General features: G+C 60.2%; 9 protein-coding genes. 5 read left to right on the top strand and 4 right to left on the bottom strand.

What is annotated here, in order from left to right; genetic code table 11:
* Window positions 1-176 precede the first annotated feature (176 nt).
* Both KGB28_RS07395 and KGB28_RS07390 read left to right on the top strand, forming a co-directional pair.
* Entirely contained in the window at window positions 177-347 is a 171-nt protein-coding gene (locus KGB28_RS07395) for a hypothetical protein (RefSeq protein WP_223443830.1), read from the top strand.
* 172 nt (window positions 348-519) lie between these two features.
* Window positions 520-2,013, top strand: coding sequence for a YifB family Mg chelatase-like AAA ATPase (locus KGB28_RS07390; protein WP_223443829.1), 1,494 nt, complete (start codon window positions 520-522; stop codon window positions 2,011-2,013).
* Between the two features lie 89 nt (window positions 2,014-2,102).
* On the opposite strand, the gene KGB28_RS07385 is transcribed toward KGB28_RS07390, so the two are convergent.
* Together KGB28_RS07385 and KGB28_RS07380 are read right to left on the bottom strand one after the other, a co-directional pair.
* Window positions 2,103-3,317, bottom strand: a complete 1,215-nt coding sequence (locus KGB28_RS07385) for an aldose 1-epimerase family protein (RefSeq protein ID WP_223443827.1) — start codon at window positions 3,315-3,317, stop codon at window positions 2,103-2,105.
* 270 nt (window positions 3,318-3,587) lie between these two features.
* Complete coding sequence (locus KGB28_RS07380) at window positions 3,588-4,508, bottom strand: LysR substrate-binding domain-containing protein (RefSeq protein WP_150724909.1); 921 nt, start codon at window positions 4,506-4,508, stop codon at window positions 3,588-3,590.
* A gap of 158 nt (window positions 4,509-4,666) precedes the next feature.
* Between KGB28_RS07380 and KGB28_RS07375 the strand changes: the two genes are divergently transcribed.
* On the top strand, window positions 4,667-6,064 hold the full coding sequence (locus tag KGB28_RS07375; RefSeq protein ID WP_223443826.1) for a NorM family multidrug efflux MATE transporter: 1,398 nt from the start codon (window positions 4,667-4,669) through the stop codon (window positions 6,062-6,064).
* Between the two features lie 124 nt (window positions 6,065-6,188).
* On the opposite strand, the gene KGB28_RS07370 is transcribed toward KGB28_RS07375, so the two are convergent.
* Entirely contained in the window at window positions 6,189-7,862 is a 1,674-nt protein-coding gene (locus KGB28_RS07370) for a putative bifunctional diguanylate cyclase/phosphodiesterase (RefSeq protein ID WP_223443824.1), read from the bottom strand.
* A 264-nt stretch (window positions 7,863-8,126) separates the two neighbouring features.
* Between KGB28_RS07370 and rep the strand changes: the two genes are divergently transcribed.
* On the top strand, window positions 8,127-10,136 hold the full coding sequence (gene rep, locus KGB28_RS07365; RefSeq protein WP_223443822.1) for a DNA helicase Rep: 2,010 nt from the start codon (window positions 8,127-8,129) through the stop codon (window positions 10,134-10,136).
* 57 nt (window positions 10,137-10,193) lie between these two features.
* On the top strand, window positions 10,194-10,766 hold the full coding sequence (locus tag KGB28_RS07360; RefSeq protein ID WP_217829247.1) for a xanthine phosphoribosyltransferase: 573 nt from the start codon (window positions 10,194-10,196) through the stop codon (window positions 10,764-10,766).
* Between the two features lie 129 nt (window positions 10,767-10,895).
* Here KGB28_RS07360 and KGB28_RS07355 read toward each other — a convergent pair whose 3' ends face one another.
* Window positions 10,896-12,818 (bottom strand): acetyl-CoA hydrolase/transferase C-terminal domain-containing protein, encoded by a 1,923-nt coding sequence (locus KGB28_RS07355; protein WP_223443821.1) that lies wholly within the window; start codon window positions 12,816-12,818, stop codon window positions 10,896-10,898.
* Window positions 12,819-13,060: the final 242 nt, after the last annotated feature.

Raw genomic sequence — 13,060 nt, 5'->3', positions numbered from 1 at the left:
CTACAGATACCTATGCACGAATGCTAGGGTGCAAAGAAATAGAGATTCAGGATCCTGGCCCAAATGTCGTCCCCTACTACCAGAACCTCGGATTCAGCTTCGACCAGAACAATCGACTTGTCATTTACCTGGACGATTAATAGTATCGATCTCACTCCCAGGCACAGGAGGTGTCCATGATTCAAAGAAAGCGAAAAGCCAAGCTTTTACTCATCATTCAATATCATGCTGAAGCACTTCGGCTAGGCGGCAAGATTTCAGCCAATCAACAACGATTTCTTGATGTCGCTGCGGCTCACGGTAAAGACCTTGAACCTCCGGGCTTACTTGCCGGTAAAAGAACCTGAAACTGTCTACCAAAGAACCGCCCGAATGGCGGTTTTTTCTGCCCGCCCGTCCGGCGATGGCTCGCAACATCCTGCGAAAATTCACCTTCCCTGACACCACGCGAAATGCTCATCTCCTGACTACCCTTGAAAAACCGCAGGAAGCGGCTCCCCGTAATTTCAAGGAACGACCATGTCCCTCTCCATCGTCCACAGCCGTGCCCAGGTCGGCGTGGAGGCGCCAGCCGTTACTGTTGAAGTCCATCTGGCCAACGGTTTGCCGTCTCTGACCATGGTCGGCCTGCCCGAGGCGGCGGTGAAGGAAAGCAAGGATCGGGTGCGCAGCGCGATCATCAATTCGGGGCTGCAGTTTCCGGCACGACGGATCACGTTGAATCTGGCGCCCGCGGATTTGCCCAAGGATGGCGGGCGGTTCGATCTGGCGATTGCCTTGGGGATTCTCTCGGCCAGCGTGCAGGTGCCGACGCTGACGCTGGATGATGTGGAGTGTCTGGGCGAGTTGGCGCTTTCCGGCGCAGTGCGGCCGGTCCGCGGGGTACTGCCGGCGGCATTGGCGGCGCGTAAGGCCGGGCGCTGGTTGATGGTGCCGCAGGCGAATGCCGAGGAGGCTTGTCTGGCATCGGGGTTGAAGGTCATCGCAGTGGACCATCTGCTGCAGGCGGTGGCGCATTTCAATGGGCACACACCCATCGAACCTTACGTTTCCAACGGGTTGCTCTACGCCAGCAAACCCTATCCTGATTTGAATGAAGTTCAGGGGCAAATGGCGGCCAAACGCGCGCTGCTGATTGCGGCAGCGGGTGCGCATAACCTGCTGTTCAGCGGGCCACCGGGTACGGGCAAGACACTGCTGGCGAGCCGATTACCAGGGCTGTTGCCACCCTTGGCCGAAAACGAAGCACTGGAGGTCGCGGCGATTCAGTCAGTCGCAAGCTGTGTGCCGCTGAGCCACTGGCCGCAGCGACCGTTTCGCCAGCCGCATCACTCGGCATCAGGTCCTGCACTGGTCGGTGGCGGCTCGAAACCGCAACCCGGCGAAATCACCCTTGCCCATCATGGCGTGCTGTTCCTCGATGAGCTGCCGGAGTTCGACCGCAAAGTGCTGGAAGTGCTAAGGGAGCCGCTGGAGTCCGGGCATATCGTGATCTCGCGGGCGAAGGATCGAGTTCGGTTTCCGGCGCGCTTCCAGTTGGTGGCGGCGATGAATCCGTGTCCCTGTGGATATCTGGGCGAGCCCACGGGCCGCTGCTCCTGCACGCCGGACATGGTGCAGCGTTATCGCAACAAACTGTCGGGGCCGTTGCTCGATCGCATCGACCTGCACCTGACTGTTGCCCGCGAAGCCACGGCATTGAATCCTGCGTTAAAACCCGGCGACGACACTGCCACCGCCGCCGAGTTGGTTGCCGATGCACGAGAACGGCAACAAAAGCGCCAAGGCTGTGCCAATGCCTTTCTCGACTTGCCGGGCCTGCGCAGACACTGCAAGTTATCCACAACAGACGAAACCTGGCTGGAGACGGCGTGTGAACGACTGACCTTGTCACTGCGAGCGGCCCATCGACTGCTCAAGGTAGCGCGCACTCTTGCGGACCTTGAACAAGTCGATGAGATCAGACGCGAGCACTTGGCCGAAGCGCTGCAATATCGGCCAACAAGCCAGTAGCTCAAATTTGTAAGTGTTTTTTTGAGAAAAACGTCATTTCCAAATGTTTTTTTCGACCAATAAGCGGTTTTTCGGAAAGATGGCGAAAATCACCCCTTGGTAAGGTCAACCAACGGCGTCTGCCGCACCTCAGTCTCCCGCCCACCTTGAATCTCGCTCACCTGCTTCAACGCCTTATCCACAGCGGTCTTATCCGCCAGCAAGCCGTAGCTGATGCGGAACTGCTTCTGCTCCTTCGGCCCAATCATTGGCACCAGGTTCAGTGGCCGCTGATACCGGCGGTTGTAGGAAAAACTCGTGCCTGGCTCCAGCCCCGTGACATAGCCCTGCCCTTGGGTATCGGTGTTTTTCCACAGGGAGAACACGGGCAGTGTTTGAGTGTTGAAACCGACCGAGACGCCCAGGCTGCCGGCCTTGTTATGCAGGACGGTCAATGTATCGCCCTTGGCATCGGCGTACGGCACTACGTTGTAAACCGTTTCGTCGTAGTCCTTGGTCGGTGCGCGGTAGGTTTGCCAGTCCGGCAAATCGCTTTTGGCTTTATCGTTGAACGGCGACACCTGTTTCACCGGCGCGGCGAATCGGGCGCCCTGCTCCAGGAATGGGGTGCTGAAGTTGCTGTGATACAGCGCCTGGTATTCCTTTGGATAGTCGCCGTTGTTGGTCAGGGTGTCGTTGAGGGCGAACGCTACGCTGCCGGGCTCGGTGACCAGTTCGGTCGCGACCGAGAAGTCGACTTTCTTGAAAGCCTGCTCTTTCAGCTCGCCGCGCAGGCTGATGGCGTACGGCGGTTTTTCATCAATGTGCAGGGTGACTTTGTTGGCCGGGATATTGGCAGCGCGACCGTGCAGGGTCAGCAGTTCGCCGTTGTCGATGCCGGGGTGGCCGACCCATTCGTAGCCGCAGCGGGTGACCAGTTCATTGAAGCCTTCCAGCCAGCCCAGGCCACCACGGCCGTTGAGCTCGATGAAGGACGGATTGACCACTTCCTTGACTGGCGAATCCCAACCCATGCGCACGCTACCGACCGAGGCCTGCAGGACGTTCATGCCGCGAGTTGGAACTACCGAAAGTTTCATCGTGCCGTTATCGATGTCGACGATGCTGACGCCTTCCTGCCGACCGCCGTGCAAGGTGCGCAGGGTCACGCTGAAAGGTTTGTCGATTTTTACGCCGAGTTGCTGGCTGGTGATTTGCCAGTTCTGGGCGGCTTTGTCGGTGTCGAGCAGGACGTAATCCCAGGCTAGGGCTTGGGAGGCAGCGGACAGTGCGCTGAGGGCAACGAAGAGTTTGAGTGGAGTCATGGCAATAGCCTTTCTTGGAGTTGTGCCATTTTTATAGACTTGATGAAACGTTTCAGCAAGCATAAAAATCGAAACATCGGTGGCAAATGCAAAGAAAGACAATTGACCCGCAGATGTGGGACAAGCGGAAATTGAGTTGATGCCATCGCGAGTCTGCTCGCGATGGCGACTTTGGCAGCGACTCAACGAAACCGGTCAACCTCATGCCGCAAGCCCGCGGTGGAATACCGGGAGATTGCCTGAGGCCGCCATTGCGGCGGTTTCATCGTTTCAGCTCAGATGCACGACATCCGGCAATTCCATGGACCGGACTTCGTTTTGCAGAAAGTCACTGAGCCGGCGCATGCGTTCGCCGCCGGGCCGGGTTTTCGGCCATACCAGGTAATAACACTCGCCACTGGCGACGGCGGTCGGCCACGGCAAACTCAGACGTCCCTGCGCAACATCCTCCGCCACCATCAGCAAATCGCCCATGGACACGCCATAACCCCGCGCGGCGGCGATCATGCCCAGTTCCAGGGTATCGAACACCTGTCCGCCCTTGAGCGACACCTGATCGGCCAGCCCCATGCGCTCCAGCCAGTTGCGCCAGTCGCGGCGGTCCGGCGTCGGGTGCAGCAACTCGGTGTTGGCCAGGCGCTCGACATCCCAGGGCTGGTCGCCCCGCAGGTTGGGCGCGCCGACCGGGATCAATTCCTCGGGGAACAGGTAACTCGCCTCCCAGTCCGGGGGGAAATGTCCGTTACCCAGCAGCACCGCACAGTCGAACGGCTCGTCGTTGAAGTCCACCGAATCGATGTCCATCCACGCACTGGTCAGTTGCACTTCGTTACCCGGCTGCAGATGACGGAAGCGACTGAGGCGCGCCAGCAACCAGCGCATGGTCAGGGTCGACGGGGCTTTCATACGCAGGATGTCGTCTTCGGCGCGCAAGGTATTGCAGGCGCGCTCCAGGGCCGTGAAGCCTTCGCGAATGCCCGGCAACAGCAAGCGGGCCGACTCGGTCAGCTGCAGGTTACGGCCACTGCGGTGAAACAAGCGGCAGGCAAAATGCTCTTCGAGCGTACGAATATGTCGGCTGACCGCACTTTGGGTAATCGACAGTTCTTCGGCTGCGCGGGTAAACGAGCTGTGCCGCGCCGCCGCTTCGAATGCGCGCAGAGCATACAAGGGAGGAAGACGACGGGACATTGGGAAAGCTCCTACTGCGGGTTTCGCCCACACTAGCAGAAACTCTCCAGCATGAGTTTGAATCATGCCATCCATCCTTTTTATCCCTTTGTGCAAACCACGCAGAGCGCCGAGAATCGGTGCTTTCCTGTTCCCTTTGATAATCGAGCGTGATGACCATGCAGCATCCAGCACGTACTGAACTCTGGGCCATCCTGCGGCTGGCGGGGCCGCTGATTGCCTCGCAGTTGGCGCACATGCTGATGGTCCTCACCGACACCCTGATGATGGCGCGCCTGAGTCCCGAGGCGCTGGCCGGTGGCGGGCTCGGTGCGGCGACCTATTCGTTCGTGTCGATTTTCTGCATCGGCGTGATCGCGGCGGTCGGCACTCTGGTGGCGATCCGACAGGGTGCCGGTGATATCGTCGGAGCTACCCGGCTGACCCAGGCCGGGTTGTGGCTGGCATGGCTGATGGCGCTGGTCGCCGGTTTGCTGCTGTGGAACCTCAAACCGGTGCTGCTGCTGTTCGGCCAGACCGAAAGCAACGTCAACGCAGCCGGGCAGTTTCTGATCTTCCTGCCGTTCGCCCTGCCCGGCTACCTGAGCTTCATGGCACTGCGCGGGTTCACCAGCGCCATTGGCCGTGCGACGCCAGTGATGGTCATCAGCGTTGGCGGTACGGTTGCCAACTTCCTGCTCAACTATGCGCTGATTACCGGGATGTTCGGCCTGCCGAAACTGGGGCTGACGGGCATCGGGCTGGTTACGGCGATTGTCGCCAACCTGATGGCGCTTGCGCTGGCGTGGCACATTCGTCGGCATCCGGCTTATGAGGCCTATCCACTGCGCCAGGGCCTGTCGCGGCTGAACCGCCAGTACCTGAAGGAGCTGTGGCGCCTGGGCTTGCCGATTGGCGGCACCTACGCGGTGGAAGTCGGGCTGTTTGCCTTCGCCGCGCTGTGCATGGGCACCATGGGCAGTACGCAACTGGGCGCACACCAGATCGCCCTGCAAATCGTTTCGGTGGCGTTCATGGTCCCGGCGGGTATTTCCTACGCGATCACCATGCGCATCGGGCAGCACTACGGCGCCGGGCAACTGCTGGATGCGCGGCTGGCCGGGCGGGTCGGCATTGCGTTCGGGGCGGCGGCGATGCTGTGTTTCGCCATGGTCTTCTGGCTATTGCCAAACCAGTTGGTCGGCCTGTTTCTCGACCACAACGACCCGGCGTTTCGCGATGTCATCAACCTTGCCGTGAGCCTGCTGGCGGTGGCGGCATGGTTCGAGCTGTTCGACGGCGTGCAAACCATTGCCATGGGCTGCATTCGCGGACTCAAGGATGCCAAGACTACTTTCCTCGTCGGCCTGGGTTGCTATTGGCTGATTGGCGCACCGGCGGCGTGGTGGATGGCGTTCCACCTGGACTGGGGGCCAACGGGTGTCTGGTGGGGGCTGGCGCTGGGGCTGGCGTGTGCGGCGGTGAGCCTGACGTTGGGTTTTGAGTGGAAAATGAAGCGGATGATCAAGCGCGAGCCGGTGGCGCGGGACGGTTTCACTGTCGCTCAGCCCGACTGAAATCCCCTGTGGGAGCGAGCTTGCTCGCGATAGCGGAGTATCAGTCGACATCAATGCTGACTGAACTGGCCTCATCGCGAGCAAGCTCGCTCCCACAGGTTTTGGATCAACTGAAAAGTCGCGATCAGCTCACGACTTCCAACATCGGCTGCTGACTGGAGCCAAACGTCAAATACTCCACCAGCTCGGCCAGCGGCAATGGCATGCTGATCAAATATCCCTGCACCTGATCGCATTCAAACCCACGCAGCAGATCCAGTTGCTCCGGCGTTTCCACGCCTTCTGCGACCACCTCAAGGTTGAGGTTGTGCGCCAGGTTGATCATCGCGTGGACCAGTTTGCGGTTTTCCTCACGCTGTTCCATGCCGCCGACAAAGCTCTTGTCGATCTTCAGCAAGGTGATCGGCAGGCTGTTGAGGTGCACGAACGACGAGAACCCGGTGCCGAAGTCGTCGAGGGAGAAGCGCACACCGAGGCGCCCGAGGGCGTCCATGGTCTGCTTGACCAGGTCGCTGCGGCGCATCACGGCGGTTTCGGTCAGCTCGAATTCCAGCCACTGCGCCTCGACACCGCGCTCGGCAATCAGGCGACTCAGGGTCGACAGCAACTGGCTGTCCTGGAACTGCCGGAACGACAGGTTGATCGCCATGTGCAACGGCGGCAAACCCAGTTCAAGCAGCGCCTGCATGTCGCGCAAGGCCCGGGAAATCACCCAATAGCCCAGCGGCACGATCAGGCCGCTTTGCTCAGCCAGCGGTACGAATTCGCTCGGCGGCAGCAAGCCGCGCTCGGCATGCCGCCAGCGCACCAACGCTTCGAGGCCGACGATCTGCCCGTCTTCGAGGTTCAGGCGTGGCTGGTAGTGCAATTCCAGTTCATCGCGACGCAGTGCCCGGCGCAGCTCGGTTTCGAGGTCGGCGATGCTGCGGGCATTTCGATTGATGCGTTCGTTGAAAATGTGAAAGGTGCAGCCCTGGGTGCTTTTGGCTTGCTGCATGGCGATGTGCGCATGCCACATCAGCGGATCCGCATCGGTCTGGGCCCGGGCGTAGGCGATACCCAGGCTGGAACCGATCAGCAGGCTTTCGCCATCGACCCAATAAGGTTCGGCCAGCGCTTCGCTGATGCGCTCGGCCATCCACTCGGCACGCTGGGGAGCGCGACGGGTGTCGATCAGCAGAGCGAATTCATCACTGCCCAGGCGCGCCAGTTGATCGCCGACCTCAAGCTGGCACTTGAGCCGCGCCACCACTTGCAAGATCAGGCGGTCACCGGCCTGATGGCCGAGGGCATCGTTGGCGTAACGGAAATTGTCGAGGTCGAGATGACCGAGGGCCAGGCCACGACCGTCGTTTTCCGCCAGCCGCGCCGTCAGCAGGGTCTGGAAACCCTGGCGGTTGGCGATGCCGGTGAGCGGATCTTGCTCGGCCAGGCGTTGCAGAGTGTTTTCCAGGACGCCCCGCTCGCGCACATGGCGCAGGCAGCGGCGCAACATGCCGGAATCGAGCAGGTCGCGCACCAGCCAGTCACTCACACCGTCGGGCGGGGTCAGCGGCTCATGGTCGAGCAGCAACACCGTCGGCAGGCTGCAACGGCCCGGCGCCGGTTGAAGTTGCGGGATGGTCAATAACACCGCGCTGCGGTTGTCATCGAACAGGCTGCTGACCGACTCCCAACTCGGCGCGCTGATGAGAACGGCCGAGCTCCCCATAGGAACCAGACACTCGCGCAACAACGCTGCCCACGCTGGCTCTTCAGCCAGTAGCAGCAAACGCAAGGGTTCGACAGGCGTAGACAAGCTAGCTCCCTAGACTCTGCAAAGATGTAGGCGACGGGCATTATGCCGTTCCGATGATCAATGACAATGACATCAGTTGGCAAAACGAGCCCTTTGTATCCGGAATTACGAACATTAGCCGCAAATCCGTTGCGCATCCTGCGTGAAAATAACAAAACCGGCGATTACAGATAGCGTGGTACGTCACAAGTCGGACAGAGCAGCACAATTCGCTGAGCCTGTTAAAATGCCGGCCCATTTTGTGACTGACTCCTGAATTTACCTATGTCCCGACTCAATCCCCGGCAGCAAGAAGCCGTGAGCTACGTCGGCGGCCCTCTTTTGGTGCTCGCCGGTGCAGGCTCCGGCAAGACCAGCGTGATCACGCGCAAAATCGCGCACCTGATCCAGAACTGCGGCATTCGCGCCCAGTACATCGTCGCCATGACCTTTACCAACAAGGCCGCCCGCGAAATGAAGGAACGGGTCGGCACGCTGCTTCGTGCCGGTGAAGGTCGCGGGCTGACGGTCTGCACGTTCCACAACCTGGGCCTGAACATCATCCGCAAGGAGCACGTGCGGCTGGGCTACAAGCCGGGCTTCTCGATCTTCGACGAGACCGACGTCAAGGCCCTGATGACCGACATCATGCAGAAGGAATACTCGGGCGACGACGGCGTCGACGAGATCAAGAACATGATCGGCGCCTGGAAAAACGACCTGATCCTGCCGGCCCAGGCCCTGGAAAACGCGCGCAACCCCAAGGAACAGACCGCCGCCATCGTCTACACCCACTACCAGCGCACGCTCAAGGCGTTCAACGCGGTGGACTTCGACGACCTGATCCTGCTGCCGGTGAAGCTGTTCGAAGAGCACGCCGACATCCTGGAAAAGTGGCAGAACAAGGTGCGCTACCTGCTGGTCGACGAATACCAGGACACCAACGCCAGCCAATACCTGCTGGTGAAAATGCTCATTGGCAAGCGCAACCAGTTCACCGTGGTAGGCGACGACGACCAGTCGATCTACGCCTGGCGCGGCGCTCGCCCGGAAAACCTGATGCTGCTCAAGGACGACTACCCGTCCTTGAAGGTGGTAATGCTGGAGCAGAACTACCGCTCCACCAGCCGCATCCTGCGTTGCGCCAACGTGCTGATCTCGAACAACCCCCACGAATTCGAAAAGCAACTGTGGAGTGAAATGGGCCACGGCGACGAGATCCGCGTGATCCGTTGCCGCAACGAGGATGCCGAGGCCGAGCGCGTGGCCATGGAAATCCTCAGCCTGCACTTGCGCACCGACCGCCCGTACAGCGATTTCGCGATCCTGTATCGCGGCAACTACCAGGCCAAGCTGATCGAACTGAAGTTGCAGCATCACCAGGTGCCGTATCGCCTGTCCGGCGGCAACAGCTTTTTCGGGCGTCAGGAAGTAAAAGACCTGATGGCCTACTTCCGCCTGATCGTGAACCCGGACGACGACAACGCGTTCCTGCGGGTAATCAACGTGCCGCGCCGCGAGATCGGCTCGACCACGCTGGAGAAGCTGGGCAACTATGCGACCGAGCGCAAGATCTCGATGTACGCCGCCACCGACGAGTTGGGTTTGGGCGAGCATCTGGACTCACGCTTCACCGATCGCCTGTCGCGCTTCAAGCGTTTCATGGACAGGGTGCGCGAGCAGTGCGCCGGCGAAGACCCGATCTCGGCCCTGCGCAGCATGGTCATGGACATCGACTACGAGAACTGGCTGCGCACCAACAGCTCCAGCGACAAGGCCGCCGATTACCGCATGGGTAACGTCTGGTTCCTGATCGAGGCGCTGAAAAACACCCTGGAAAAAGACGAAGAAGGCGAGATGACCGTCGAGGACGCCATCGGCAAACTCGTCCTGCGCGACATGCTCGAGCGCCAGCAGGAAGAAGAAGATGGCGCCGAAGGCGTGCAGATGATGACCTTGCATGCGTCCAAGGGCCTGGAATTCCCCTACGTGTTCATCATGGGCATGGAGGAGGAAATCCTCCCGCACCGTTCCAGCATCGAAGCCGACACCATCGAAGAAGAGCGTCGCCTGGCCTACGTGGGCATTACCCGCGCGCGCCAGACCCTGGCCTTCACCTTCGCCGCCAAGCGCAAGCAGTACGGCGAGATCATCGACTGCGCGCCGAGCCGCTTCCTCGATGAGTTGCCGCCGGACGATCTGGCCTGGGAAGGCAACGACGACACACCGACCGAAGTCAAGGCCGTGCGAGGCAACAACGCATTGGCGGATATACGCGCGATGTTAAAGCGCTAGAATTGACCACTTTTTTAAAACCTTAGGGCGCACAAGGCGCCAACAGAGGACAGCTTCATGGAAGCCCTGCACAAGAAAATTCGCGAAGAAGGCATCGTGCTTTCCGACCAGGTCCTGAAAGTCGACGCCTTTCTGAACCACCAGATCGACCCGGCCCTGATGAAGCTGATCGGCGACGAATTCGCCACGCTGTTCAAGGATTCGGGCATCACCAAAATCGTCACCATCGAAGCTTCGGGCATCGCCCCGGCGATCATGACGGGCCTGAACCTGGGTGTGCCGGTGATTTTCGCCCGCAAGCACCAGTCCCTGACCCTGACCGAAAACCTGCTGTCGGCGACCGTGTACTCGTTCACCAAGCAAACCGAAAGCACCGTGGCCATCTCCCCGCGCCACCTGACCAGCAGCGACCGCGTGCTGATCATCGATGACTTCCTGGCCAACGGTAAGGCGTCCCAGGCACTGATTTCGATCATCAAGCAGGCCGGCGCCACCGTGGCGGGCCTGGGCATCGTGATCGAGAAGTCGTTCCAGGGTGGGCGTGCGGAGCTGGATTCGCAGGGTTATCGCGTAGAGTCGCTGGCCCGCGTGAAATCGCTGAAAGATGGCGTCGTAACCTTCATCGAGTAAGCCGCCACACCGCAATCCCCCCTGTGGGAGCGGGCTTGCTCGCGAATGCGGTGTGTCAGTCGACTTGTTTGTGACTGATACACCGCATTCGCGAGCAAGCCCGCTCCCACATTTGATTTATGTTGGCTGTTATTGCGCGGTGGCCTTGAGGCCTGTGAGCAGCAACCGCTGATACAAGTCCTCCTTCATCCCCTCCGGGTTGGCCAGTTGCATGCGTTGCAGATGCTCCTGGAACAACGCAGGCTCCGGCGCATCCAGCGCCGCCTTGCCCAATTCCAGCACCTCGCTCAGCTTGAACTTGCTCTTGAGCCAGTTCAGTGCCCGCAACAGATCACGCTCGACCTCGGTGAAATCACAGCCCAGCGGATACTCCGGAAACAGCTGCGGATGCCTCGCCTGAATCGCCCGCAAACGCTGCGGACTGTTATCGGTAAAGCGCGGATCGAGACGGAAGTCCTTGGGCAGTTTGCCGACTTTCTGCGCCTGTTCGATCAATCCCGGCTGAAAACGCGAGTCGCTGATGTTGAGCAAGGCCTCGATCACTGCCGCATCGGTTTTGCCGCGAAGATCGGCGATGCCGTATTCGGTGACCACGATGTCCCGCAAGTGCCGGGGAATCGTGCAGTGACCATACTCCCAGACGATATTCGAGCTGACATCGCCGCCAGACTCACGCCAGCTGCGCAGCAACAAGACCGAGCGCGCGCCTGCCAGCGCATGCCCCTGCACCACGAAGTTGTATTGCCCACCTACGCCGCTGAGCACACGTCCGTCTTCGAGCTGATCCGCCACTGCGGCACCGAGCAAGGTCACGGTGAACGCGGTGTTGATGAACCGCGCATCCAGGCGCTGCAAGCGCTTGAGTTCTTCCTGGCCGTAGAGCTCGTTGATGTAGCTGATGCGGGTCATGTTGAATGCAAGCCGTTTGCTTTGCGGCAATTCGCGCAAGCGTTCGTAGTAGCTGCGCGGACCGAGGAAGAATCCGCCGTGCACCGAGATGCCATCGGTTTGCGCAGCCTCGTCGAGGGTGCCGGCATTTGCCTGCTGTTGGGTCGCCACGTCCGGATAAACCTTGCGCCGCACGATCCCGGCATCGGCCAGCACCAGCAAGCCATTGACGAACATTTCGCTGCAGCCATACAGGCCATTGGCGAAGGCTTCGATGCCGCCTTCGCGCTCGATCAGTTGCGTCCAGTGGCTGAGGTTTACGTCTGCCAGCAAAGCCCTGTATCCGTCGTTGTCGGCTTGCCGCGCCAGCAGAGCCGCCGTCAGCGCATCGCCCATGGAACCGATGCCGATCTGCAAGGTGCCGCCGTCACGCACCAGGGTGCTGGCGTGCAGGCCGATGAAATGGTCCTGACACCCCACCGGCATATTCGGCGTGGAAAACAGCGTGGTGTTGTCCTTCTCATCGATCAACAGGTCAAAGGTGTCGATGCCGAGTTCCGCATCGCCGGGCATGTAAGGCAGATCGTTGTGCACCTGGCCGACCATCAGGATGGTTTCTCCGGCGGCGCGGCGCTTGGCAATCAACGGCAACAGGTCGAGGGTGATGTCCGGGTTGCAGCTCAGGCTCACGCGGTCGGGATGTTCGGCATGGCTGGCCACCAGCTGCGCCACCAGATTCAATCCGGCGGCATTGATGTCCCGCGCCGCATGGCTGTAATTGCTGCTGACGTAATCCTGTTGCGCCGTGGCACTGTTGAGCAGGCTGCCGGGCTGCATGAAGAACTGCTGGATGTGGATGTTGCCCGGTAGAACGTCGCGGCGCAGGTCGGCGAGAAATTCCAGCTCCGGATAATCGCCGAAGACCCGTTCGATAAAGGGTTCGAGAAATCGCTTTTGCAGACCATCGCCCAAGGGCGGGCGCCCCAGACACAACGCGGTGTAGATCGTCAGCCGTCGCTCGGGCGACTGTGCGATTCGCCGATACAGTGCGTTGACGAAGTGATTGGGTTTGCCCAACCCCAGAGGCAGGCCCATGTGGATATGCGCCGGTAACCGTGCCAAGACGTCATCGACTGCCTGTTCGATAGAGCAGAGCTGAACCATTCGATCCTCCCTTGCATTCCATGGTATGGGGTTGGACCGAGCTTGCCGGGTCTTTGCTGCAATGAACAGCCTGTAAAAACTGTAGGAGCGAGCTTGCTCGCGATGGTCGTCAACGATAACGCGGCGAGTCTGACACCACGCAGCGTCTGTGAGTCCTTCGCGAGCAAGCTCGCTCCTACAGAGGGGTCGCGGCGTTTATCGATACTGCAGGTACAAAAAAGCCGCTTGAAAGCGGCTTTTTT

It is taken from the genome of Pseudomonas sp. BF-R-19 (assembly GCF_019956445.1).
Taxonomy (GTDB): Bacteria; Pseudomonadota; Gammaproteobacteria; order Pseudomonadales; family Pseudomonadaceae; genus Aquipseudomonas; species Aquipseudomonas fluorescens_BH.
This window is presented reverse-complemented; position numbering and strand designations above follow the sequence as displayed.